21 protein-coding genes are annotated in these 24,521 nt (G+C 72.7%); 11 read left to right on the forward strand and 10 right to left on the reverse strand.

What is annotated here, in order from left to right:
- Positions 1-95: 95 nt before the first annotated feature.
- Both PH203_RS38510 and PH203_RS38515 read right to left on the reverse strand, forming a co-directional pair.
- Positions 96-503 (reverse strand): CoA-binding protein, encoded by a 408-nt coding sequence (locus PH203_RS38510; RefSeq protein ID WP_289926391.1) that lies wholly within the window; start codon positions 501-503, stop codon positions 96-98.
- A 116-nt stretch (positions 504-619) separates the two neighbouring features.
- Positions 620-1,288 carry a YitT family protein gene (locus tag PH203_RS38515; RefSeq protein WP_289926392.1) on the reverse strand — a complete coding sequence of 223 codons (669 nt, stop codon included), beginning with the start codon at positions 1,286-1,288 and terminating at the stop codon, positions 620-622.
- Positions 1,289-1,387: 99 nt separating this feature from the next.
- Between PH203_RS38515 and PH203_RS38520 the strand changes: the two genes are divergently transcribed.
- From PH203_RS38520 to PH203_RS38535, 4 genes are all read left to right on the forward strand, one after another.
- On the forward strand, positions 1,388-1,849 hold the full coding sequence (locus PH203_RS38520; RefSeq protein ID WP_289926394.1) for an Lrp/AsnC family transcriptional regulator: 462 nt from the start codon (positions 1,388-1,390) through the stop codon (positions 1,847-1,849).
- A gap of 65 nt (positions 1,850-1,914) precedes the next feature.
- Positions 1,915-2,631 carry a hypothetical protein gene (locus PH203_RS38525; RefSeq protein WP_289926395.1) on the forward strand — a complete coding sequence of 239 codons (717 nt, stop codon included), beginning with the start codon at positions 1,915-1,917 and terminating at the stop codon, positions 2,629-2,631.
- Complete coding sequence (locus PH203_RS38530; RefSeq protein WP_289926396.1) at positions 2,628-3,170, forward strand: histidine phosphatase family protein; 543 nt, start codon at positions 2,628-2,630, stop codon at positions 3,168-3,170. Before PH203_RS38525 ends, PH203_RS38530 begins: the two co-directional genes overlap by 4 nt.
- Positions 3,167-3,601 carry a DUF6210 family protein gene (locus PH203_RS38535; RefSeq protein WP_289926397.1) on the forward strand — a complete coding sequence of 145 codons (435 nt, stop codon included), beginning with the start codon at positions 3,167-3,169 and terminating at the stop codon, positions 3,599-3,601. Before PH203_RS38530 ends, PH203_RS38535 begins: the two co-directional genes overlap by 4 nt.
- A gap of 27 nt (positions 3,602-3,628) precedes the next feature.
- Here PH203_RS38535 and PH203_RS38540 read toward each other — a convergent pair whose 3' ends face one another.
- Positions 3,629-5,584 (reverse strand): amino acid transporter, encoded by a 1,956-nt coding sequence (locus tag PH203_RS38540; RefSeq protein ID WP_289926398.1) that lies wholly within the window; start codon positions 5,582-5,584, stop codon positions 3,629-3,631.
- A gap of 89 nt (positions 5,585-5,673) precedes the next feature.
- Between PH203_RS38540 and PH203_RS38545 the strand changes: the two genes are divergently transcribed.
- Genes PH203_RS38545 through PH203_RS38555 form a run of 3 tightly spaced genes read left to right on the forward strand, consistent with a single transcriptional unit; the run spans position 5,674 to position 10,508 of the window.
- Positions 5,674-6,300 (forward strand): YigZ family protein, encoded by a 627-nt coding sequence (locus PH203_RS38545; protein ID WP_289926399.1) that lies wholly within the window; start codon positions 5,674-5,676, stop codon positions 6,298-6,300.
- A gap of 51 nt (positions 6,301-6,351) precedes the next feature.
- The gene (locus tag PH203_RS38550) at positions 6,352-7,515 is read left to right on the forward strand and encodes an exonuclease SbcCD subunit D (RefSeq protein ID WP_289926400.1); all 1,164 of its coding nucleotides are present in this window, start codon (positions 6,352-6,354) and stop codon (positions 7,513-7,515) included.
- Entirely contained in the window at positions 7,512-10,508 is a 2,997-nt protein-coding gene (locus PH203_RS38555) for an SMC family ATPase (RefSeq protein WP_289926403.1), read from the forward strand. The genes PH203_RS38550 and PH203_RS38555 overlap by 4 nt, the downstream gene beginning before the upstream one ends.
- 42 nt (positions 10,509-10,550) lie before the next feature.
- On the opposite strand, the gene PH203_RS38560 is transcribed toward PH203_RS38555, so the two are convergent.
- Complete coding sequence (locus PH203_RS38560) at positions 10,551-10,997, reverse strand: Lrp/AsnC family transcriptional regulator (RefSeq protein WP_289926404.1); 447 nt, start codon at positions 10,995-10,997, stop codon at positions 10,551-10,553.
- A 140-nt stretch (positions 10,998-11,137) separates the two neighbouring features.
- On the opposite strand from PH203_RS38560, the gene PH203_RS38565 reads away from it, so the two are divergent.
- The 3 genes from PH203_RS38565 to PH203_RS38575 all read left to right on the forward strand — a co-directional run bounded on the left by PH203_RS38565 (position 11,138) and on the right by PH203_RS38575 (position 13,312).
- Positions 11,138-11,620: a rhodanese-like domain-containing protein gene (locus tag PH203_RS38565; protein ID WP_289926406.1), complete on the forward strand. Its 483-nt coding sequence runs from the start codon at positions 11,138-11,140 to the stop codon at positions 11,618-11,620.
- Positions 11,621-11,698: 78 nt separating this feature from the next.
- Positions 11,699-12,217: an immunity 21 family protein gene (locus PH203_RS38570; RefSeq protein ID WP_289926408.1), complete on the forward strand. Its 519-nt coding sequence runs from the start codon at positions 11,699-11,701 to the stop codon at positions 12,215-12,217.
- Between the two features lie 258 nt (positions 12,218-12,475).
- The gene (locus PH203_RS38575; protein WP_289926409.1) at positions 12,476-13,312 is read left to right on the forward strand and encodes an SDR family oxidoreductase; all 837 of its coding nucleotides are present in this window, start codon (positions 12,476-12,478) and stop codon (positions 13,310-13,312) included.
- Between the two features lie 54 nt (positions 13,313-13,366).
- Here PH203_RS38575 and PH203_RS38580 read toward each other — a convergent pair whose 3' ends face one another.
- On the reverse strand, positions 13,367-15,055 hold the full coding sequence (locus PH203_RS38580) for a DUF885 domain-containing protein (RefSeq protein ID WP_289926410.1): 1,689 nt from the start codon (positions 15,053-15,055) through the stop codon (positions 13,367-13,369).
- A gap of 33 nt (positions 15,056-15,088) precedes the next feature.
- Entirely contained in the window at positions 15,089-15,580 is a 492-nt protein-coding gene (locus PH203_RS38585) for an Lrp/AsnC family transcriptional regulator (RefSeq protein WP_289926411.1), read from the reverse strand.
- A 60-nt stretch (positions 15,581-15,640) separates the two neighbouring features.
- Between PH203_RS38585 and PH203_RS38590 the strand changes: the two genes are divergently transcribed.
- On the forward strand, positions 15,641-16,867 hold the full coding sequence (locus PH203_RS38590) for a PLP-dependent transferase (protein WP_289926412.1): 1,227 nt from the start codon (positions 15,641-15,643) through the stop codon (positions 16,865-16,867).
- Between the two features lie 155 nt (positions 16,868-17,022).
- On the opposite strand, the gene PH203_RS38595 is transcribed toward PH203_RS38590, so the two are convergent.
- From PH203_RS38595 to PH203_RS38610, 4 genes are all read right to left on the reverse strand, one after another.
- Positions 17,023-18,390, reverse strand: coding sequence for a GNAT family N-acetyltransferase (locus tag PH203_RS38595; RefSeq protein WP_289926413.1), 1,368 nt, complete (start codon positions 18,388-18,390; stop codon positions 17,023-17,025).
- Positions 18,391-18,570: 180 nt separating this feature from the next.
- Positions 18,571-21,234, reverse strand: coding sequence for a DUF6493 family protein (locus tag PH203_RS38600; protein WP_289926414.1), 2,664 nt, complete (start codon positions 21,232-21,234; stop codon positions 18,571-18,573).
- Positions 21,231-22,637 (reverse strand): SWIM zinc finger family protein, encoded by a 1,407-nt coding sequence (locus tag PH203_RS38605; RefSeq protein WP_289926415.1) that lies wholly within the window; start codon positions 22,635-22,637, stop codon positions 21,231-21,233. Before PH203_RS38605 ends, PH203_RS38600 begins: the two co-directional genes overlap by 4 nt.
- Positions 22,638-22,816: 179 nt before the next feature.
- Positions 22,817-24,391 (reverse strand): alkaline phosphatase D family protein, encoded by a 1,575-nt coding sequence (locus PH203_RS38610; protein ID WP_289926417.1) that lies wholly within the window; start codon positions 24,389-24,391, stop codon positions 22,817-22,819.
- Positions 24,392-24,521 lie beyond the last annotated feature (130 nt).

A 24,521-nucleotide genomic window follows, 5' to 3' on the forward strand; every position in this document is an offset into this window, starting at 1 on the left:
GGCGCGTCCGTCACCCGGCAAGTGCCCCGCCGGATGCAGCAGAGGGACGGGAACGGCGACTCGTGCACGCGGCGAGGGCGGGCGGGGTTCCTGTGTCAGCCGAGCCGGGGGATCTCGATGGCCGGGCAGAAGTCCATGACCATGTCGAGACCGGCCGCGCGCGTCCGGTCGTACGCCGCCTCGTCGATGACCCCCAGCTGGAACCACACCGCCTTCGCCCCCTTGGCGACCGCCTCGTCGGCGACGGGACCCGCCAGGTCGCTGTTGACGAAGACGTCCACGACGTCCACGTCGAAGGGGATGTCCGCGAGCGAGGCGTACCCCTGCTCGCCGTGGACCGTCTCCGCCTTCGGGTGCACGGGCACGATGCGCTTGCCGTACCGCTGCAGGACGTCGGCGACGCCGTACGCCGCCCGCCGCTGGTTCGACGACAGGCCCACGATCGCCCAGGTGTCGCCGCTCTCGGTGAGGATCTTGCGGATCGTTGCTGGGTCGCCGTACACGCTCGGCCTCCTCGGAAGTCCTGCCAGGGGTGGTGTGCGCGACAACAGCGGGCGGGGCGCCGGGATTCCCCCCGGCGGTTCGGGATTCCCCCGGCCGTCCGGAATTCCCTGCGCCGTCAGAGAGCGGCGGGGTAGCGGCCCGGCCGGTGGTTCATGACCAGGACCAGGTTGAGGACCACGACGCCCACCGTGGACAGGGCGACGGTGTGGAGCGGCGCCGTCACGGCCGACAGGGCGACGACCGTGGCGTCGAGCACGAGGAGCACATAGCCCGCCCGCCAGCCCAGGCGGTCCTGGCAGATGAGGGCGAGGACCTGGAAGCCGCCGAGGCTGGAGTGGTGGCGCAGCACGATGAGCAGGCCGAGTCCGCAGGCGAGGTTGCCCATGACCACGGCGTACACCGGGTTGATGCGGGCCGCTTCGATGTACAGCGGGTGCAGCGCCGAGAACGCCGCCAGCGCGGACACCGCGATCACCGAGCTCACCACGAAGCGCCGGCCGCGCCGCGTCCAGGCCAGCACGGCGAACGGCAGGTTCACCACGGCGAAGACCGCGCCGAACGGCAGGTGCAGCAGCTGCGAGATCAGCAGCACCAGACCGGCCGTGCCCCCGGTGACCGCACCGGCGGTGCCGATCAGGAACAGTCCGAAGGACGTCACGAAGGTGCCCACGGCGAGGGCGACGGCGTCCTCGGCGAGGGTGTGCGGTACGACTCGGGCAGGGGCGTGCGGCACGGCTCGGGCGGGGGACGGGACGCGGATCGAAGGGGAAGGGGACTCGTGCATCTCGACAGGGTGCAGAAGACTGCCCCAGGTGCGCAACACGGGCCTGTTCTATTGAGCAGAATGGAATGCGGCGAGTCGAGTGGGTGACAGAATGCTCAGGTGGACAGCCTTGACGCCCAGATCCTCCTGGCCCTCGACGACGACCCGGACGCGACCGCGCTGGCGCTCGCCGCACGGCTGGGTATCGCCCGCAACACCCTCAGCGCACGCCTCCAGCGCATGCAACAGGCGGGTGTGCTCCGGGAGTTCACCCGCCGCGTCGACCCGGCGCTTCTCGGGCACGGCCTGACCGCCTATGTGTCCATCCTGCTGAGCCAGGCCAGTTCGGCCGGGGCGATCCAGACCCTGCGCGGCATTCCGGAGGTGATCGAGATGCACTCCACCACGGGAGAGGCGGACCTGCTGGTCAAGGTGGTCGCCCGGGACACCGCCGACCTCCACCGGATCACCGGCCGGATTCTCGCCGCACCGGGCGTGGTGCGCACCAGCACCGCCATCTCCCTGCACGAGGAGATGCCGTTGAGGATCCGGGCGCTCATCGAGGAGGCCGCGAAGGGGTGATCCTCCTTGACCGGAATCCGCGCCACCTGACTGCGCACCATGGCGACCCCCTTTACGCTCACCTCGTGCTCCGCATCATCGACGCCCGAACCGGCAACCCCGTCGACGCCACCCCTGCCCGCCGCGGCCTGGCCCGCGTCGAGGCGCATGTCGGGGGGTACGACACCACGGCCCTGCGCGTCCTGCTCGCCGCCGACGTCCTCGTGCGCGCCCTGGAACTCGGCGGTACACCGGTCTGGTCACTGCTCAGCACCGAAGGGGACCGGGCCGAACTCCGGGCCGGCGCGGCGGCCCTCGGCATGCGGCCGTTCGAGGACGGCGGGGAGGCCGAGGCGGGGCTGGGAGCGGCACAGGTCATCCATGTGGTGGGCGACGGCGACGAGGGAGCTGTGCCGGACGGGGTGCGGATCGCGGTCGCGCCGGTCGCGGGAACGCCCGGGGAGGCCGACCCCGCCGTGCTCCGCCTGGCCCTGCTGTCCCGCCGCCGCGATCTGCCCGTACGCCTCGACGCCGACGTCCTCTCGGACGCGCACGACACCCTCGTACGCTGGCGCCGGTCCGTCGCCGGCTGGGCCCGGCAGCCCTCGCGGCCCGTCCCCGAGGAGGTGCGCGCGGAACTCCGTACCGCCTGGGAGGACGACCTGGACATGCCCGGTGTGCTGCGCACCCTGCGCCGGATCGAGACCTCAGGCCTGCCGGAGGGCGCCCGCTTCGAGACGTACGCCTACGCCGACCGGCTCCTCGGTCTGGAGCTGACCCGCGACATCGGAGCGCTCGCGTGATCGCGCGCGCCGGAGCCGGCCCGCTGCGCCGTCTGGTCGTGCTGCGGCACGCCAAGTCCGCCTGGCCGGAAGGCGTGCCCGACCACAGGCGCCCGCTCGCCCCGCGCGGCCGCCGGGACGCCCCCGCCGCCGGACTCGCCCTCGCCGAGGCCGACCTGCTGCCCGGCCTCGCGCTGTGCTCCACCGCCGTACGCGCCCGCCAGACCTGGGACCTCGCCTCCGCGGAGTGGGGCACCCCGCCGCCGGTCCGCTACGACGGCCGCCTGTACGGCGCTGACGTCCCCGAGCTGCTGGACGTTGTGCACGAGGTGTCCGCCGAGGTCGAGACGCTGCTGCTCGTCGGTCACAACCCGGGCCTGGAGGACCTCGTCCTGGAGCTGGCCGGGGACGGTCTCGACGACGCCCTGGAGCAGGTCGGAGTGAAGTTCCCGACCTCGGCCGTCGCCGTACTGGCCTGGCGCGGCACCGGATGGGAGGCGCTGGCCCCGGGGACGGCGCTGCTGACGATGTTCACCGTGCCGCGGGGCAAGAAGCGGTGAGCGCGGCCAAGCGGTATGTCTTCCTCGACCCCGACGGCACCGGAACCGACCAGGGCTGGATGTTCGTCGTCGTGGCCGCGCCCACCGGCGTGGTCTACCAGACCCAGGGCGGCGGATACGGCTGCGTGCCGTACGAGCAGGAGGGCTATCTGATCCCCGTGTTCGGGCGGGACCTCGACGTGGAACTGAAGGAGATCTTCGTCAGGGATCTGAAGGGCTGGGGATCGCGCGACCTGGACTGGCCGGAGGAGCTCCTGGACCGGCTCAGGCGGGCGGTCGCGCTCCATGTCTACGGCTCCGAAAACCGCGACGACACCTACCCCGGCCCGCTCGCCCTCGACGAGTCCCGGCTGGCCGAGGCCGACGAGGCGTGGGTCCCCGTGCTCACGCCCGACGGGCCGGGATTCCTGGCCTGGGAGAACTCCGACTGAGCGACACCGAGCGACCCGGTCGGCGCATCAGCCCACGTGCACCCGCGGCCGCCGCTCCGGATCCGGTTCCGCCCGGCGCAGCACCTCGCGGGTGACCGGGGCGACCTCGCCGTCACCGAAGACCAGGAAGCGCACGAGATGGCTCACCGGGCTGCCCTCGGTCCAGCTGAAGTAGGCGTGCGGGACCTGCCCGGTGCGGTCGCGCACCGCGAGCATGACCGCGGCGACGGTGTTGGGGACGGTCGCGCCCTCCACCCGTAGTCGCCGCACCCCGTGCTTCTCGTCGCCGCGCACCACGAGATCGGTCGTGAAGTCGGAGGAGTCCCGCACGAACACCTCCAGGAACAGCACCGGACCGCCGTCGGGGATATGGGTGAGCTCGCGCTGGCTGTACTCCTTGGCGCGGTACTCCCGGGTGCTGTGCTCCTGCGGCTCGTTGGCGATCAGCCGCAGCGACCCGTACCGGGCGGCCTCGTCGACGAACGCCGCCGCCCTCTCGTCGAAGCTCACCTCGGCGGCCCGCAGTTCGAAGGCCCGGTGGACGCGGGAGCTCAGCGAGGTCACGAGGATCGCGAAGATGAAGATGGCGGCGATCCGGATGCCGTCGGGCCGTTCGATGACATTGGCGACCAGCGTGTAGGCGAAGACGGCGGTGATGGCACCGAAGCCGAGCGTGGCCCGCCGATGCCCGTGCCGGTGCACCGCGACCGTGGACGCGAACGCCGCCGACAGCATCAGCACCAGCACACCCGTCGCGTACGCCCCGCTCTGGTCGTCCACGCTCGCGTTGAACCACAGCGTGATGAGGACCGCGGCCGCCATGAACACCAGCACCAGCGGCCGCACCGCCCGCGTCCACTCGGGTGCCATGCCGTAGCGCGGCAGATAGCGCGGTACGAGGTTCAGCAGCCCGGCGAGCGCGGAGGCGCCCGCGAACCACAGGATGGCGATCGTCGAGATGTCGTAGACCGTCCCGAACACCTCGCCCAGATGCGCGTGCGCGAGATACGCCAGCGCCCGTCCGTTCGCCGGTCCGCCGCTCTCGAAGTCCTCCTGCGGGATCAGGATCGTCGTCGCCAGACTGGACAGCAGCAGAAAACAGCTCATGATCACGGCGGCCGTGGTCAGCAGCTTGCGGGTGTCGCGGATCCGCCCGCGCGGCTGCTCCCGGGTATCGCTCGCGTCCCCCTTGACCTGCGGCATCACCGCCACACCGGTCTCGAACCCGGACATGCCGAGCGCCAGCTTCGGGAACACCAGCAGCGCCACGCCGACCATCACCCAGGGCGAGGAGTGCTCGGCCGTCATGGCGTGGGTCCAGTCCTCGATCCGCACCGGATGCGACAGCACCTCCCAGGCGGACACGGCCAGAACGACGACATTGAGTGCGAGGTACGTCGCCACCAGGACGACCGCGATACCGATGGCCTCCCTAAACCCCTTGAGGAACACCGCCCCGAGCGCCCCGACGAGCAGCAGGGTGATCCACTCGTTGCCGCCCTCCATCCAGTGCGGGGCGTACGGGTTCTCCACGACGTGCGCGGCGGCGTCCGCGGCCGACAGGGTGATCGTGATCATGAAGTCGGTGGCCGCGAACCCCAGCAGCACCAGCACGAAGACCTTCCCCGACCACCACGGCAGCAGCCGCTCCAGCATGGCGATCGACCCCTCGCCGTGCGGGCTCTCGTGCGCCACCCTCCGGTAGACCGGCAGCGCGCCGAGGAGCGTCAGCGCGATCAGCACCAGGGTCGCGAGCGGGGACAGCAGACCGGCCGCGAGTGCGGCGATGCCCGGCTGATAGCCCAGAGTGGAGAAGTAGTCGACACCGGTGAGACACATCACCCGCCACCACCTGTGCCCCTCGTGGCCCTCCTCCGGGGTGGCGTGCGGCCCTGGATGGCGTGCGGACCGCTCGCTCAGCCCCTCCAACAGCCAGGCACGGCAGCGGTTCTTCGCGTCGCCCTCCAGCCGGGTGCCCGTCATCCGGTGATCTCCCTGCCCGCGGTGTTCCCCACATGATCGCCCGCACCACCCGTGCGAGCGACCCGGGCCGGTGCGCATAGGCTGGCCCGATGCAGGACGAGTACCGCACAGTGGCCCGAGCAGGCGTGCACGAGACCGAGGTCAACCGCTCCCGCTTCCTGTGCACCCTCGCCCCCGCGGCCACCGAGCAGGAGGCCCAGGACGTCGTCGCGGCCGTCCGCAAGGAGCACGCCGACGCCACCCACAACTGCTTCGCCTACGTCATCGGCGCCGACGCCGCGATCCAGAAGGCGAGCGACGACGGCGAACCGGGCGGCACCGCCGGCGTCCCCATGCTCCAGATGCTGCTGCGCCGCGACATGCGCTACGTCGTCGCCGTCGTCACCCGCTACTACGGCGGGGTCAAGCTCGGCGCGGGCGGCCTCATCCGCGCCTACGGCGGAGCGGTCGGCGAGGCCCTGGACGCCGCCGGCACGATCACCCGCCGCCGCTTCCGCCTCGCCACCGTCACCGTCGACCACCAGCGCGCCGGCAAGGTGCACAACGACCTGCGCTCGACCGGCCGCGAGGTGCGCGACGTGCAGTACGGCGAGTCGGTCACGATCGAGATCGGGCTGCCGGACGCCGACGTACGCGCCTTCGAGGCGTGGCTCGCGGACGTGACCGCGGGGACGGCCGGGTTCGAACTGGGCGGAGAGGCCTACGGAGATGCCTGAAATGCAGGTAACCACCCGTGTTGTCAGACCCGGCCGTTAGTCTCGGGGATCATGAGACTGCTGCACACTTCCGACTGGCATCTCGGCAGGGCGTTCCACCGGGTCAACATGCTCGGGGCCCAGGCCGAGTTCATCGGCCACCTCGTCACGACCGCGCGTGAGCGCGGCGTCGACGCCGTGGTCGTGTCGGGGGACGTGTACGACCGCGCGGTGCCGCCGCTCGCCGCGGTCGAGCTGTTCGACGACGCGCTGCACCGGCTGGCCGACCTCGGCGTGCCGACGGTGATGATCTCCGGGAACCACGACTCCGCCCGACGGCTGGGCGTGGGCGCGGGACTCATCGACCGCGCGGGCATCCATCTGCGGACCGAGCCGGGGGCGTGCGGGACGCCGGTGGTGCTGTCGGACTCCCACGGGGACGTGGCCTTCTACGGGCTGCCGTATCTGGAACCCGCCCTGGTGAAGGACGAGTTCAGGGTGGAGAAGGCGGGTCACGAGGCGGTGCTCGCCGCCGCCATGGAGCGTGTCCGCGCCGACCTCGCCACGCGCGCGCAGGGCACCCGGTCCGTCGTTCTCGCCCACGCCTTCGTCACCGGCGGCGAGGCCAGCGACAGCGAGCGGGACATCACGGTCGGCGGAGTGGCCGCCGTGCCCGCCGGTGTCTTCGACGGCGTCGACTACGTGGCGCTCGGCCATCTGCACGGCAGCCAGACCATCACCGCGCGCGTGCGCTACTCCGGCTCCCCGCTGCCGTACTCCTTCTCCGAGGCCGACCACCGCAAGAGCATGTGGCTGATCGACCTGGACGCCGAGGGCGCGGTGACCGCCGAGCGGATCGACTGCCCCGTGCCGCGTGCGCTCGCCCGCATCCGGGGCACGCTGGAGGAGCTGCTCGCCGATCCGGAGCTCGAGCGGCACGAGGAGGCGTGGATCGAGGCCACCCTCACCGACGCGGTCCGCCCCGCCGACCCCATGGCCCGTCTCACCGAGCGCTTCCCGCACACGCTCAGCCTCGCCTTCGACCCCGACCGGGCACCGGACGACCCCGATGTGTCGTACGCCCAGCGGCTCGCGGACCGCACCGACCAGGAGATCGCGGAGGACTTCGTGGCCCATGTGCGGGGGGCGGGACCCGACGAGCACGAACAGGGCGTGCTGCGGGACGCGTTCGACGCGGTGCGGGCGGACGAGGCCGTGCGGGAGGTGGCGCGGTGAGGCTGCACCGACTCGATGTCACCGCGTTCGGGCCCTTCGGGAGCTCCCAGAGCGTCGACTTCGACGCGCTGTCCGCCGCGGGGCTGTTCCTGCTGCACGGGCCGACGGGTGCGGGCAAGACCTCCGTCCTCGACGCCGTGTGCTACGCCCTCTACGGTTCCGTGCCGGGCGCCCGCCAGTCCGGACAGGGCCTGGCCCTGCGCAGTGATCACGCCGCCGCCGGCACCCGCACCGAGGTCCGCCTCGAACTGACCGTCGCCGGGCGCCGGTTGGAACTCACCCGGCAGCCGCCCTGGGAGCGTCCCAAGAAGGGCAACCGATCGGGCACCACCGTCGACAAGGCCCAGAGCTGGCTGCGCGAGTACGACTCCAGGACCGGCGCCTGGAAGGACCTCAGCCGCTCGCACCAGGAGATCGGCGAGGAGATCACCCAGCTGCTCGGCATGAGCCGCGAGCAGTTCTGCCAGGTCGTGCTGTTGCCCCAGGGCGACTTCGCCCGCTTCCTGCGCGCCGACGCGGAGGCGCGCGGCCGGCTGCTGGGCCGCCTCTTCGACACCCACCGATTCGCCGAGGTCGAGAAGCGCCTCGCCGAACGGCGCCGCGCCACCGAGGCCCAGGTCCGCGAGGGCGACGCCGAACTGCTCGCCGACGCCCACCGTATGCAGCAGGCGGCCGGTGCCGCGATGGAGCTGCCGGACATCGCGCCGGGTGAGCCGGGGCTCGCCGACGCCGTGATGACCGCGGCTGCCGTCGCCCGCAGCACCGCGCGCGAACAGCTCACCATCGCCCACAGCCGCCTCACGGCCGCCGAATCCGCCCAGGCCGGTGCCGAGCGGGAACTTGCCGACGTACGCGAACTCGCGCGGCTGCAACAGCGGTTCGCCCAGGCGCGGGAGCGGGCCGCGCTGATGGAGGAGCGCGCCGACGGCTACCGGCAGGCCCAGGCGCGGATGGAGCGGGCCCGCAAGGCGGAGGCCGTCGCGCCCGCGCTGGAGCTGCGGGAAGCCGCCGAGACGGAGCACGGCCGGGCGGCCTCGGCACAGACACGCACGCGTGCCCTGCTGCCGGACACCTTCGCGGGCTCCGGCGCCGGCGGGCTCGCGACCGCCGCACGCCGGGCCGCCGAGGAGCTGGGCGGGCTGGAGTCGGCGCGGCGCGGTGAGCAGCGGCTGACCGAACTCATCACCGAGCGGGCCGGTCTGGACCGTCAGGAGCGCGCCGACGAGGAGGTCCTCCAGGAAGCGGACGCCTGGCTCGCCGGGTGGGAGGAGAGCCGCGCAGGACTGCAGAGCCGTATCGACTCCGCCCAGGAGGCCGCGACCCGGGCCGAACAGCTGGGCGTTCAGCGCGAACCCGCGCAGCAGCGGCTCAAGGCCGCACGGATGCGGGACCAGTTGGCGGGCGACACGGACACCATCGCCGAACAGGTCCGCCTCGCCCAGGAGCAGGCCCTTGCGGCGAAGGCGCACTGGCTCGACGTCAAGGAACAGCGGCTGAACGGCATCGCCGCCGAGCTCGCCGCCCAGCTCACCGACGGCGAACCCTGCGCCGTGTGCGGGGCGACCGACCACCCCGCCCCGGCCCGCAAGGACGCCGGGCACGTCGACCGGGAGGCCGAGGAGCAGGCGCTGGCCGCCTACCAGCGCGCGGAGGAACGGCACATCGAGCAGGAACGGCGCCTCGGCGTCGTGCGGGAAGCCCTGGCCGCCGCCACCGCCGAGGCCGGGGACACGCCCACCGGGCAACTGGCGGAAGCCGCCGAGGAGTTGGAGCGGCGCTACGCGCAGACCCATCAGGACGCCTCCGATCTGCACCCCGCGCGGGAGGAGCTGCGGCGGGCGCAGGCGGAGCACGAGCGGCGCACCGCGGCTCAGCAGCAGGCCGCGGTGCGGGCGGCCTCCCGGGTGGGTCACCGGGAGCGGCTGGACCAGGAAATCGCCCTGCTGGAGACGGAGCTGGCCGAGGCCCGCGGGCCCGCCGACAGTGTGGCCGCGCGCGCCGCGCAGCTGGAGCGGCAGGTCGCGCTGCTCACCGACGCCGCCGATGCCGCCCGCGCCGCCGAGGACACCGCCCAGCGGCTGAAGGACGCCGACGCCCGGCTCGCCGACGCCGCGTTCCGGGCCGGTTTCGACACGCCGCAGGCCGCGGCCGCCGCCCTGCTCGACGACGCGGCCCACCGGGACCTCCAACGGCGGCTGGACGCCTGGCAGTCGGAGGAGGCCGCCGTCCGGGCCGTCCTCGCCGAGACCGACACCGCGGCCGCCGCCCAACAGCCGCCCGCCGACCTCGCGGCGGCCGAACAGGCGGCCGGCCACGCGGCGCAGCGGGTGCGCGACGCCGCCTCCGCACGGGATGCCGCCGCGCGGCGCTGCACCGACCTCGACCGGCTGTCCACGCGCGCGACCGCCTCCGTACGACGGCTCGCCCCGCTGCGCGAGGAGTACGACCGCGTGGCCCGCCTCGCCTCGCTCACCGCGGGCACCTCGGCCGACAACGAGCGGAAGATGCGCCTGGAGGCGTACGTCCTGGCGGCCCGTCTCGAACAGGTCGCCGCCGCCGCGACCGTACGGCTGCGCCGGATGTCCTCCGGCCGCTACACCCTCGTCCACTCCGACGACCGGGCCGGGCGCGGCCGCAGCGGGCTCGGCCTGCATGTCGTGGACGCCTGGACCGGGCGCGAGCGGGACACGGCGACGCTGTCCGGCGGTGAGACCTTCTTCGCCTCGCTCGCGCTCGCCCTCGGTCTCGCGGACGTGGTCACGGACGAGACCGGCGGGGTCCGGCTGGACACGCTCTTCATCGACGAGGGCTTCGGCAGCCTCGACGACCAGACGCTCGACGAGGTCCTCGACGTCCTCGACTCACTGCGGGAACGCGACCGCAGCGTCGGCATCGTGAGCCATGTCGCCGATCTGCGGCGGCGCATCCACGCCCAGCTGGAGGTCGTGAAGGGGAGAGCCGGGTCGGCGCTCAAGCAGCGCGGCACCGGGTGAGGCGAGGTGGGGCGAGATGGCGTGGGGTGGCGTGCCGCGCGGTCAACGGCCCAGCGGGCGCCTCGGGAGCGGTGAGGAGTAGACGACGCTCGTGGTCACCGAGCCGAGGCCGCCGATCTTGCCCGACACCTCCTCCAGGTGCCGCATGGAACGGGCGGCGACCTTGATGACGAAGCAGTCGTCGCCCGTGACGTGATGCGCCTCCAGGATCTCCGGCGTCACCTCGACCAGGTCGTGGAACGGCTTGTAGTTGGCGTTCGGATAGCGCAGCCGTACGAAGGCGAGAATCGGCAGCCCCAGCCGGTCCGGGTCGACCACCGCCGCGTACCCCTGGATCACCCCCGCCTCCTCCAGCCGGCGCACCCGCTCGGTCACCGCGCTCGGTGACATGGAGACCGCGCGGGCCAGCTCGGCGAAGCTCGCCCGGCCCTGCCGTTGGAGGACATCGAGGATGCGCCAGTCGGTGGCGTCCGGGGAAAACTCGGTCATGCCCGAGAAATAGCAGGGGAATCACCGGCTGATCAAGGTGAACGCCGGGGATCGGCCCTTCAGTTGCATGATCGTCGGACGTAGATTTCTGGTCGTGGCGTGAAGGTACGCCACGGGAACCGCCACGGGAGGGCCAGAACATGACCATCAGCACCGCCACCGTCAACCCTGTCCTGCGCGTCGCCCCCGCGGCGCCGGCCGAGGCTGCCGCGTACTTCCGTGCGAGCCTGGCCTTCCACGCCGACGTCTCCGATGTGGCCGCCGCCCTCGCCGCCGACGGCGACCCCGGCTTCGTCGTCCTCGACTCCCGCTCCACCGAGTCCTGGGACCTCGGGCACATCCCCGGCGCGGTCCACCTGCCGACCGCGCTCATCCCGGAGCAGGCCGAGCAGCTCCTCGACAAGAGCGTGCCGGTCGTGACGTACTGCTGGGGCCCGGCCTGCAACGGCGCCACCCGCTCCGCGCTCGCCCTCGCCGAACTCGGCTTCCAGGTCAAGGAGATGCTCGGCGGCTTCGAGTACTGGGTGCGCGAGGGCTTCGAGTACGAGACCTGGCAGGGCAAGGACCGCCGGGACGCCGACCCGTTGACGGTGCCGGTGGACGCGGAGGACTGCGGCTGCTGAACCTGGTATTCCGGTTTTCTTGACCGGCCTTTGAGATCCGCCGACGCGCGCTGTCATGCACGCGGTAGATTCCGCGCCATGGTGCGATACGCGGAGCCGGGCGTGGCGGAGTGGGTGGAGTCGGCCGGCGGGCCGCTGATTGCGGTGCCGGAGACCGTGCTGCCGTTCTGGGCGGGCGCCGACGGCGACGAACTGGCCTCGGACTACGACCGGGCCTGTGAGGTGGACGGCTACGTCGGGCTGCTGCCCGTCGGCGACAGCGCGGCGCTCGTACTCGGCGACGAGCCCGCCGCCACCACCTATCTCCCGGACCACGGCATCTTCGTACGGTGGTCAGCGGGGGAGTCCGAGGAACAGCTGCTCGCCGAGGTGCCGGCTGCGCTGGACGCCGCGGTGTGGGGACCGGAGGTGGCCTGGAACGTCCCCGGCCCCGTCCTGCTGTTCGACGCCGCGTGGCCCGGCAACGACTCCCTGCGGACCGACCATGTGTGGATCGCGCTGGACCCCGGGCGGTACGCGGTGCGGGCAGCGCATGTGCAGCCGGGACCGGAGACGTGGCTGGGGCTCGTACAACTGCGGCCGTTGGCGCACGGGTAGTCGGAGGGGGCGCGCGGCGGTTCGGGCGCGTCGCTCGGCGGGTGCCCGGCGGAGTGTGGGGCGGGGTGGACGCTTCGCTGGTCGCTGGTCGCTGGTCGCTGGTCGCTGGTCGCTGGTCGGCTGGACGGATGCTTTGCCGGGTCGGCGCTCCGCGGGTGGATGCCTCGCCGGTCGGCGCTCCGCTGGGTCGATGCCTCGCCCGTCGGCGCTCCGTTAATCACGTGCGTCGCAAGGGTGCCGTCAGCATCATGGTCGTTCATGCCCCGACTTCCGCATCCCGCTCCCGAAGACCTCCGCCGCGACCCGCTGCCCCTGCGCGGCCGTACCGCCCTCGTCACCGGCGCCAGTCGGCGCGGTGGTATCGGGTATGCGGTGGCGCGGCGGCTTGCGGCGTACGGGGCGAGTGTCTATCTGCATCACCATGTGCCGCACGACGCCGCCCAGCCGTGGGGCGCCGACCGTCCCGAGGACGTGGCCACCGCCGTGCGCGCGGCACTCGGGGACCCGCAAGCCCAGGTCTTCGACGGTCCCGGTGATCTGTCCGACCCGGCCGCGCCCGCCGAACTCATCGCCACGGCCGCCTCCGCGCTCGGCGGCCGCATCGACATCCTGATCGCCAACCACGCGCTCAGCGGCAGCGACGGCACCCTCGACGACATCGACGCGGCGATGCTCGACGCGCACTGGGCGGTCGACGCGCGCTCGGTGCTGCTGCTCGTGCAGGCCTACGCCCGGCACCGGAGTCCGGGCGACCCCGGCGGCCGGGTCGTGATGATGACGTCCGGTCAGGACAACGCGGGCGGGATGCCGGGCGAGATCGCCTACGCCCTGCAGAAGGGCGCCCTCGCCTCCATCACCCGCTCCCTGTCGACGACGCTCGCCGAGCGGGGGATCACCGTGAACACGGTCAATCCGGGCCCGGTGGACACGGATTACCTGACCGGCGAGGTGTACGACGCCGTCGCGGCCCGCTTCCCCGCCGGCCGCTGGGGCATGCCCGACGACCCCGCCCGCCTCATCGCCTGGCTGGCGACGGACGAGGCGGGCTGGGTCACCGGACAGGTGATCGACTCGGAGGGAGGATTCCGGCGCTGAAGGGAGGGCTCCTTCGGCGCGGAGGCCGGCGCTGAACTCCGCTCCGTCGCCGGATCAGAGCGCGGAGAGCTCGTCCACCAGGTCGTCGAGGCCGAGGGAACCCTGCGACAGGGCCGCCATGTGCCAGGCCTTGAGGTCGAAGGCGTCGCCGTGACGGCGCTCCGCGTTCTCCCGGCCCAGCAGCCAGGCACGTTCGCCCAGCTTGTAGCCGATGGCCTGCCCCGGGATCGTCAGATAGCGGGTCAGCTCGCTCTCCACGAAGTCCGCCGGACGGCTGCTGTGCGCGCCGAAGAACTCCTGCGCCAGCTCCGGAGTCCAGCGCTCACCCGGGTGGAACGGCGAGTCGGCCGGGATCTCCAGCTCCAGATGCATGCCGATGTCGACGATGACCCGCGCCGCCCGCATCATCTGCGCGTCGAGATAGCCGAGCCGCTGCTCGGCGTCCGTGAGGAAGCCGAGTTCGTCCATCAGCCGCTCCGCGTACAGCGCCCAGCCCTCGGCGTTGGCGCTGACGATGCCGATCGAGGCCTGGTAGCGCGAGAGGCTCTCGGCCACGTGCACCCACTGCGCGAGCTGGAGGTGATGACCCGGGACGCCCTCGTGGTACCAGGTCGAGACCAGGTCGTACGCCGGGAAGCGGGTCTGTCCCATCGTCGGCAGCCAGGTGCGGCCCGGGCGGGAGAAGTCCTCCGACGGGGGCGTGTAGTACGGCGCCGCCGCACCGCCGGGCGGGGCGATGCAGGACTCCACCTTCCGTACCCGCTCGGCGAGTTCGAAGTGGGTGCCGTCCAGGGAGTCCATGGCCTGGGTCATCAGCCCCTGGAGCCACTCGCGGACCTCGTCGACGCCCTCGATGTGCGTGCCGTGCTCGTCGAGGTGCGCGAGCGCGACCCAGGGCGTCTCGGCGCCGGGCAGGATCTTCTCGGCCTCCTGCTTCATCTCGGCGAGCAGCCGGTGGTACTCGGACCAGCCGTACGCGTACGCCTCGTCCAGGTCGAGGTCCGTGCCGTTGAAGTAGCGCGACCAGCGGGCGTAGCGCTCCCGGCCCACCGTGTTCGGCGCGCCCTCGATCGTCGGCGCGTACACGTCCCGCATCCAGTCGCGCAGCTCCACGACCGACGCGGTCGCGGCGCGGGCCGCCTCGTCCAGCTCGCCGCGCAGTGCCTCGGGACCCTCCGCCGCGAAGTCCTCGAACCAGCCGCGTCCCTCGCCCGTGTCCGCCCACTCGGTGAGCTGGTCGATGAAGGTGGCCGTCGGGCGGGGGCTCGCGTACAGCTTGCGCTCCAGACCGAGCGCCAGGGACTCCCGGTACCCGGCGTACGCGGCGGGTACGGCCCGCAGCCGCTCGGCGATCGCCGTCCAGTCCTCGTCCGACTGGTTCGGCGTCACGGTGAACACCTCGCGCACCGAGTGCGCGGCGGTCGCCATGTTGCCCACCGAACGCAGCCCCTCGTCGGCCTCGTGCACCGCGAGCTCAGCGTTCAGGCGCTCACGCAGCAGCCGGCCGCAGCGCCGCTCGCTGTCACTGTCCGCACCGGGCTGCCGCTCGGCCTCGTCGAGCTTCGCGAGCGTCGCCCGCTGCAGCTCCGCGAGTGCCTCCTGACCCGCTGGTGAGGTGTCGGGAAGCCTGCTCGAACTCTCCTTCACTCCGAGGTAGGTGCCGGTGATCGGATCGAGGGCGATGAGGTCGTCGACATAGGCGTCGGCGACCTCACGGGGCAGCGGGCTCTTGGTCTGTGACATGCGGTCCATCCTCGTACGAGGGGCCGCCGCACGTCACGTGGATTGAGCCGAGGGCGAAGGCGGCAGCAGCGGTCCGCAGTCCCACTGCTGGAAGATCAACCGTGTTTCCACCCGGGCCACTTCCCGGTGCGCCGTGAACTCGTCCAGGACCAGCCGCTGCAGATCCGCCATGTCCGCGACCGCGACGTGCACGAGATAGTCGTCGGGCCCGGTCAGATGGAACACGGTGCGAGACTCCGGCAGCGCCCGGATCCGCTCCACGAACGGCCCCACCAGCTCCCGCCGATGCGGCCTGACCTGCACGGACAGCAACGCCTCCAGCCCGCGCCCGAGCTTCGCCGGATCCAGCCGCAGCTGATGCCCGAGGATCACCCCGGCGCGCCGCAGCCGCGTCACCCGGTCCAGACAGGTCGACGCCGCGACCCCCACCTGGGCGGCGAGGTCGCGATAGGTGGTCCGGGCGTCGTTCTGCAGCAGCCGCAGAAGATGGAGGTCCACCGGATCCAGTACGACAGATTCGGCCATTGGCCGAACGTAGCACGGCGTTCGACCCCCTCACCCCGGCCGGTGTTCACCCTTGCCCGCATGGAGACGACGCCCGCGCCCACCCGAGCCCTGGCCACCGAGGCCGTCCACGCCGGCCGCGACGACCTCGCCCGGCAGGGACTGCACGCCCCGCCCATCGACCTGTCGACCACCTACCCCTCGTACGACAGCCGCGCCGAGGCCGCCCGCATCGACGCCTTCGCCACCACCGGGGCCGACCCCGAGGGCCCTCCGGTCTACGGCCGCCTGGGCAACCCCACCGTCGCCCGCTTCGAGACGGCCCTGGCCCGCCTGGAAGGCACGGAAGCCGCGGTCGCCTTCGCCAGCGGCATGGCCGCCCTGAGCGCCGTACTTCTCGTACGGTCCTCCCTCGGCCTGCGCCATGTCGTCGCCGTCCGCCCCCTGTACGGCTGCAGCGACCACCTCCTGACCGCCGGCCTCCTCGGCTCCGAGGTCACCTGGACCGACCCGGCCGGCATCGCGGACGCGCTGCGCCCCGACACCGGCCTGGTCATGGTCGAGTCCCCGGCCAATCCGACGCTCGCCGAGGTGGACCTGCGCGCGGTGGCCCACGCCTGCGGCTCCGTCCCCCTCCTCGCGGACAACACCTTCGCCACGCCCGTGCTCCAGCGCCCCGCCGAACAGGGCGCCCGCCTGGTGCTGCACAGCGCCACCAAGTACCTCGGCGGACACGGTGACGTGATGGCGGGCGTGGTGGCCTGCGACGAGGAGTTCGCGGGCCGGCTTCGGCAGATCCGCTTCGCCACGGGCGGCGTACTGCATCCACTGGCCGGCTATCTCCTGTTGCGCGGCCTCTCCACCCTCCCGGTCCGCGTCCACGCCGCCTCCGCGACCGCCGCCGAACTGGCCCGCCGCCTGACCTCCGACCCCCGGATCGCCCGGGTGCACTACCCCCGCATCGGCGGCGCGATGATCGCCTTCGAGGTCCACGGCGACCCGCACGAGGTGATCGCGGGTGTCCGGCTCATCACCCCGGCGGTGAGCCTGGGGAGCGTGGACACGCTGATCCAGCACCCGGCGTCCATCAGCCACCGGATCGTGGAGGAGGACGACCGGCGAGGGGCGGGAGTGAGTGACCGCCTGCTGCGGTTGTCGGTGGGCCTGGAGGACGTGGAGGACCTCTGGGCTGATCTGGACAACGCCCTTGGGGCGACGCCGGTCGGGGACGCGGACCCGCATCGGTCTGCGGCTCCGCCGCGGGGTGCGATCAGCCACAACGCACCCGCGGTGGCCGGCGCCCCCTGAGCGGATCCGGTGGGGGCGACTACGGTCCGGCAGCGCCCTGAAGGGGCGCGGTGCCGTACCGGATGTGGGGCTCCGTCGCGTGGGGGCGGTCGGCCACGACGGCGCCGCGGTCGACCGACACCCCTAGCCGTACTTCCAGCGGAGCGCTTGGCCGCCTAGGAGGCTTCGGCCTTCGTCACATTCACGGCGTCCGCTTCGAACGCGGCAGCACCGAGCCGAGCCGTGATCACCAGGGTTCCCTCCTCGATCTGATAGTCGAGGGGGAGCCCCAGCCCCCGCATCGCCGCGACCATCCCCGTGTTGGACGACTGCGTCACCGCGTAGACACTCTCGCACCCGGCCTCGGAGGCCATCGCCACCAGCCTGCGGAGCAGCTCACTGCCGATGCCCCGCCGCTGCCACTCGTCCTCGACGAGCAGGGCGACCTCCGTCTCGTCCCCGTCCCACAACAGATGCCCGAGACCGACGAGCCGCCCCGACGTGGTCTGCACGGCGAGCGTCCGGCCGAACCGCGGGCTGAGGAGATGGTTGAGATACCGGTCCGCGTCACCGACCGGCCCGTGATACCGCATACTCAGCGTCCGCGGGCTGCACCGCTCGTGCATGGCCTTCGCCGCGTCCAGGTCGTCGACGTCGGCCCGGCGCACCGTGATGTCGTTGCCCTCGGGCAGCGTCAGCACGTCCTGGCTGCGCGGCACCCGCGGCCCGAGCACCGCATCCAGGTCCACCAGCGCCCGTGCCCGGGCGAACTCGGTCGGGGTGAACGGCAGATAGGGCCGCTCCACGGTGATCACTCCGCCTTCCGGTGCCTGCAGCCTCATCACGGTCTCCTCGAACGCCCCCTCCACGGGCACGGCCTCGGCCCCCGGACCGGCCGGCGACTGCCGGATCGTGCACCGGCCCAGCAACTGCCGCAGCGCCAGCGGCAGTTCCGCCGCGTCCAGGGCGGTACGGGCCGCCAGCCCGAGCACCCGGGTCGGCGCGTCGACCAGGTCATGGGCGTCGGCCCGCTCGATCCAGGTACCGGCACCACCGGCCAGCGAGGTCGCCCGGGTGATCTCGGACGCCTCCAGGTCACCCGGTGCCCGCAGCAGGAACTCGTCCACCGTGCCCTCGGCCAGCGGGTGCGTCTGCAGGCTCAGGATGTCGACCTGACGGTCGGCCAGTGCCGTGCACAGCGCTGCCAGTGAGCCCGGCGCGTCCTTCACCGTCGTCCGCATCCGCCACAGCGTGGTCTCCCCGGTCCGCTCCGAGGGGAGCGGCCGGGGGTCGGTATCGGTGTCCGTGCCGCTCGGCGGCGGCGCGTGACCGTGGTGTCGTGCCCACCATGTGTGGAACGCCGCCGTGGCGACCAGTGCCACCGCCGAGGCCAGCAGCAGTACCGGACCGTCGGGGCCGTGCCCGACCAGGTTCGCGATGGCGTCCGCCACCGCGACCGCCGTGAACAGCGCGGCGAGTTCGATGACGTCCCGCCGCCAGTGGTGGACCGGACGACCGTGCCGCGCACGCGTCACATCAGACATTTGTCGATTCATGCAACCACTGTGAAGGAAGGGTGTTGCGTGATCACGAACGCTTTGTGACCGGGCGGTAAAGAGTTGATATGTGCCTTTTGTTGGCTTTGTTGCGCTTGTGTTGCACGGGATCATGGCCGGGTTTCATGGCTGGGGTTCACGGTCGGGTTTCATGGCCGGGGTTCTGTGTCACGCGGCCATTTCCAGCGCCAGCGCACTCCGCAGCCGACGTGCCTGTGTCACCAGCCGCGACGAGCCGCGCCGGTCCGCGGCCCCCGCCAGATGCGGCAGCTCGCCCCGCGCCCCGCACCGCTCGGCGCACTCCGCTGCCACCCCCAGCAGATCACCCAGTCCCCGGCTCCCGGCCGCCTGCCCGTCCGGCCCTCCGGTCGCGAGGTCGGCGAGCAGCACGGGCAGGGTGTGGCGCAGCATCCCCCAGATGGTGGCGTTCGCCCCGGTCGCCGCCGCCGTACGCGCCGAGTCGGCCAGCCGAAGCGGCTTCACCGCCCCACGCCGCACCAACTGCCCCAGGTCCGCGCCCAGGAGAGCCACGTCCAGCTGCCCGCGCGCCGCGAGCACCAGCAGGGCGTCGACGGCGGCGAGGCTATCCTCCTCGTGCCGGGCCCCGAGCCCGTACGCGAGACACAGGTGCACGGCGTCACCGGCCTCACCGCCGGACTCGGCGAGCAGGGGGAGGACGGCGGCCGCGCCACGGGTGTCCTCGACGGCGACAGTGGAAAGGTCGCGGAGGATGCGGGCCGCGATGAGCTCCCGCTGCTCGGGGAGAAGGGCCAGCCAGTGCTGACGCAGGCCGTCGCCCCAGTGGTAGCAGCGCCAACGGTCCCGGTAGATGCTCACGGGGCCGCCCAGGTCCTGGAACGCTGGTGGGAAGTCCACCCGCAGCTCCTCGAGTTCGCCGAGCTCCACCAGAATGCGGGCGTGGGCGGTGCGCCGCCGGTCCGCGGGCAGGGCGGGGCCACCCGCCGTGAGCCACCGGGCTAGCCGGGATCCTTCGGCGGTGCCGAGGGCGGCCGCGGCCTCTGCCGCCGACGTGGCGGCCGACCGGTCCGCACGGCGCACTCGCAGCAGCGCCTGGGCGAAGTCCGCCTCCGACACACGTGCGCCCAGGCGCCGGTACTCGTCGAGGCGGGTCACCAGCTCGTCCGGCTCCAGCAGGCCCGTGCTCCAGGTGGGAGTGGAGAGGAGGAAGGGCAGCGGCTGAGTGCGGATCCGGTACGCCACCTCCCACAGGCGGGCGTCGAACGCCTGGGAGAGCGGGCTGTGGACGCAGCCCTGGCTTGCCGTCCAGCTGTTCAGCGCGGCATGAAGGGTGGTCGTGAGGACCGTGCCGTGCACCGTCGCCACGATCAGGTCGAGTCCGTCCGAGGCACCGAAGAACCCACGGTGTCTGTGGAAGTAGTCGTCGCCACCCACGTGCCCCATGTGCGCGCTGCTCCACCAGCGGCGAGCGATGACCGGCCCCAGCGCCTCCAGCAGCGCGTCCCGGTCCCGGTACGCCTGCCGGACCAGCCCGTCCAGAGCACGCTCGAACGTCGCCACGTCGCCCTCCGCCGCCAGCAACGCGCCCACCTCTTCGGCCAGTTCGGCGGCGGATCCGGGCGCGGGTGCCACTCGCACCGGCTCCGGTGCCGGAGGCAGTACCTCTTCGTGAGCCTCAGGTGTGGGCCCCACCGGGACCGCCCCCAGCGTCCCGACCGCACGGGCGTGCAACGCGGGGATCAACTGCTCCGCCGCCGCGGCGACTTCCTCCCGCGCCTGCGCGCCGGCCTTCTTCACATGCCGCTCCACCAGCTTCAGTGCCCGCTCCTGCACGTCCGAGTCGGCGTGTCCGAAGGCCTGCGCGGCGGCGGCCAGCAGGTCGTCGGCCGCGGCGGCGTCCCGCGCGAGCACCTTGCCCAGCAGGACGAGCTGGGCTCGCACCAGCTTCTTCTCGGTGCGGAACAGCACCGCGCCCGACATCTCGGCGAGCCGGCGCACGGGCAGTTCACCGTCCAGGGCCAACGCGGCCAGCACCGACTGCGCGTGTGCGGCGACCGTCGAGACCGCGTCGGAGGCGAGGGCCAGCCAGTCGGCCGTCCGGGCCCGCTCCTCGTCACGGGTGAGGGCGAGGCCCTTCAGCACGCGCAGGAACACCCGGTTGTCGGCCGTCGAACCGCCCCTCAGCAGCCGGGCCACGCACGCGTCGACCACCGCCCAGCGCTTCAGCACGCCCTCGGTGGTGAGCTGCGCGAACGCCTTGGTCCAGTCGTCGACCCCCTCCCCGCCGGACCACTCCATACGGCCGCCGATGTCGTCGGTCTCGAACAGCGCGGTGACGAGTCGCGGGGCGTGCGGGTCCTGTCGCAGCCGGGCGAGCACCGAGTCCGAACGCCGCCACGCACCGCCGATGTGCCGCACCCAGCCCTCGACGTAGGCCTGGGTCGTCGGCGCGGGGCAGCCCGCGAGCCGCACCAGGCCTGCCATCAGTTCGTAGGGCACGTCGGCGCTCGCCGGGCGCTCCGCCAGCCGGTGCGCCACATCGGCCAGCCACTCGGGGTCCCGGTCGCCCAGCACGTCGATCAGTGTGGCGGGCTTGGCCTGCGACCATCGCATGTCGGAGGCCGCGAGCCAGCTCGCCACGGCCGCCGCCCCCGTCTGGCAGGCCGCACCGGCCACATGCAGGGTGGGATGGGCGCGCCGCGCGGGCGCGTCCCAGCGGTCCGCCCTGAGCTCCTTGCGGAGCTCCTTCAACTCGGGGAAGAAGGCCCGCCGTTCGGCATCCGTCATCCCGTCGAGCAGACCCACCACCTCGGCCGTCCGCCCGCCCCGCACCGCTTCGATCAGCGAACTCATCGCACACCCCCGTCGATCCCTGCCATGCCCCGCTCCACAGCGGCGCCCCGCCGCACCATCCGCACCGCCAGCGCGTGCTTGCACGGCCCGCGCCCGCCCCGGTATCTCGCCCACCACAGACAGCTGCAGCTGAGCACCCCCGCCTCGTCCCGCACCCGATGCACATGTCCGTCCTCGGCCGTCACGGTGCCGCCCGCGCCGTCCGGGGTGACCGCGCCGGCCGCCACCAGGGCACGGGCCGAACGCAGCCGCGGGTTGTGCCGCTCCACGCGCTCGGCGTCGTAGGGGAGTTCCCGGTGGAAGTAGGCCGCCTCCGCCGTGTCGTACCCGACCCGCCCCGATGTGCCCAGGCGGACCAGGGCGGCCCGGACCCGCTCGGCCGTCAGGCCCGCGGCCGCGGCGAGGTCGGTGACGTCGATGCGCGGCTCCCAGGCCAGGAGCACCGAGATCAGCTCGGCGTCCTCAGCGGCCTCGTCGGTGGCGAGGGCGTCCAGGACACCTCCCTCGCCGGAGAATCCGCGCGAGGCGTCGGGCGACAGCGTGAGCGTGAGCCGCATGCCCGGCAGCACGGCCTCCCAGGCGCCGGCCGTGGCGGCCGCGCCGGTACTCGGGGTCACCGCGGGGCCGTACACCCGCAGGGCCGTCGCGAAGCGCAGCACCCGCTGGAGCGCGATCAGCCGGTCCGGACCCGGCAGACACACCGCACCCGGCACCGCGCGGGTCGTCGGCCGGAGAGTGCCGCCCGCGGGGACCACCCAGCGCGGACCACCGGCCCGCGCCCCGGTCCGGGGGAGCGACCTCAGGAACCGCACCGCCTCGGCGGCGGGCAGCTCGGCCCGCAGATCGAAACCGGCCGCGATGACCTGGGCCTCGGCGAAGCCGCGCAGCCAGCGGTCCGGGAGCGGCACCTTCTTCTCCACGACCGGGCCGTCGAGCGTCGTGACCGCCAACTCCTCGGGGCCGACGCGCAGATGGAGCGGGTCGTCCGTACCGATCCGCGAGAGGGCCTCGCGCAGCGGGTTGTTGACGTCCACGTTCGTCGTGCCGTGGCCCACTTCGCCGCCGTCGAGTCCGGGCGCCAGCACGTCCAGGCGGGCGTACACACCGCCGCAGCCGGAGAAGGACTCGAACCGCAGCCGGTCGCCGTTGCCCGTCACCACCGGGTCCAGTGAGGCGCGCAGCTGCCGCTGGTAGTAGCGCGCGGCCGCCACGTCGGCCACCGCCAGCAGCCCGGCCGAGGCCACCTGAGGAGACGTCAGGAAGCCCGCGAAGAACCGCGGATGGTCCTCGGCACCCGAGGGCGTCGCACCCCGCGAGGTCTCGAGCCCCAGGTGCTGTCCACCCGCTGCGGACTCCAGCACGGAGGGTCGGCGATAGGCCACGGCCTGCAAAGATCGCGTCATGGAAAAACCGTAGAGGCGACCACTGACAATCGGCCCTGACCTGCGAAAACAGCCTGTGTGGGCGGGAGTCGGCAGACCGCTCGCCCGTACGGCGCGCAGGCCGCGCACCGGGGGATGACGCCGGTACGCGGCCCGCCTCCGAGGGTACGGGAGTTGAGCGTGGGGGAGTTGCGGGGGAGTTACTGTCCCACTCGGCCCGGCTGCAGCACCTGCGTGAACAGCACGGTGCCGTCCGACTCGCGCAGCCGGACCGTCAGCTCGCCGCTGTCGCCGTCGATGTCGACCTCGCCGAAGAACTGGTAGCCGCCCGCCGGCGAGACGTTCGCCGTCGTCGGCGCCTTGATGAAGACCCGCTCCGGGCCGAAGGTGCCGTCGAGGGTGTTGGCCGGGAAGGCACCGGCGTTGAGCGGCCCGGACACGAACTCCCAGAACGGCTCGAAGTCGGTGAAGGCCGCCCGGGACGGCTGGTAGTGCTGGGCCGAGGTGTAGTGCACGTCGGCCGTCAGCCACACGGTGCCGGTGATCCGCCGGTGCCTGATGAACCGCAGCAGCTCCGCGATCTGCAGCTCACGCCCGAGCGGCGCCCCGGGGTCGCCCTGCGCGACCGCCTCGATGTTGGGCTTGCCGTCCGTGCCGTCGGGCACCACCAGACCGAGCGGCATGTCCGAGGCGATCACCTTCCAGACCGCCCGGGAGCGGGCCAGTTCACGCTTGAGCCACGCCAGCTGCTCGGCACCGAGGATTCCCTGCGGGTCGCTGGTCTGGTCGTCCGGCGAGTTCGCGTTGCGGTAGGTGCGCATGTCCAGCACGAACACATCGAGCAGCGGGCCGTGGCTGACCTTCCGGTACACCCGGCCGTCGGGGCGGCGCAGGGTCGAGATCGGGAAGTACTCGGAGAACGCCTGCCGGGCCCGGGCCGCCAGCACGTCGAGGTTCTTCTCGGTGTAGCGGGTGTCGGCGAGGATCTCCCCCGGGAACCAGTTGTTGGTCACCTCGTGGTCGTCCCACTGGATGATCGAGGGCACCTGGGCGTTGAACCGCTTCAGGTTCTCGTCCAGCAGGTTGTAGCGGAAGTTGCCGCGGAACTCGGCCAGGGTCTCGGCGACCTTGGACTTCTCCTCCGTGGTGATGTTCCGCCAGGTGCTGCCGTCGGGCAGCGTGACGGACGCCGAGAGCGGGCCGTCGGCGTAGATGTTGTCGCCGCTGCAGAGGAAGAAGTCGGGATCCAGCGCGGCCATCGCGTCGTAGATCCGGTATCCGCCGAAGTCCGGGTTGATGCCCCAGCCCTGCCCCGCCAGGTCGCCCGACCAGACGAACCGCACACCGTCGCGCCGCCGGGCCGAGGCCGTGCGGAACGTGCCGGCGACCGGCTCGCCGGTGCGGCGCGGGTCGTCGGGGTCGGCGAGCCGGACGCGGTAGTGGATCTGCTCGCCCGGCGGGAGGCCGTGCAGCCGGGTGGTGCCGGTGAAGTCCGTGCCGGCGCCGAGCAGCGGGCCGTGCCATCGACGCGCGTTGCGGAACGACTCGGTCGCGGAGGTCTCGACGATCATCCGGGCCGGGCGGTCCGAGCGCACCCACACCAGCCCCGAGTTCGAGGTCACGTCGCCCGTCTGCACGCCCCACCCCGCCTCAGGGCGCCCCGACAGGGCGAACGCCGGTGCCGAACCGGCCACCGCGGGCAGGGTGAGGGCCGCCGACGCGACCAGGGAGCCGCGCAGGACGGTGCGGCGGTCGGGGAGCGGACGGTGTGACATGGATGCGCCTCCAACGACGGGATCCGGCCAGTGTGCGATGCCACAACTACTCGTGCGCCGCAGCGCACACGGAAACCACAAGTGAACAACTGACCGCCAGGAGCAAGGGAACCGGCGTGCGATTCGGCGA

The sequence above is a fragment of the Streptomyces sp. S.PB5 genome (assembly GCF_030403745.1).
In the GTDB taxonomy this organism is placed as follows: Bacteria; Actinomycetota; Actinomycetes; order Streptomycetales; family Streptomycetaceae; genus Streptomyces.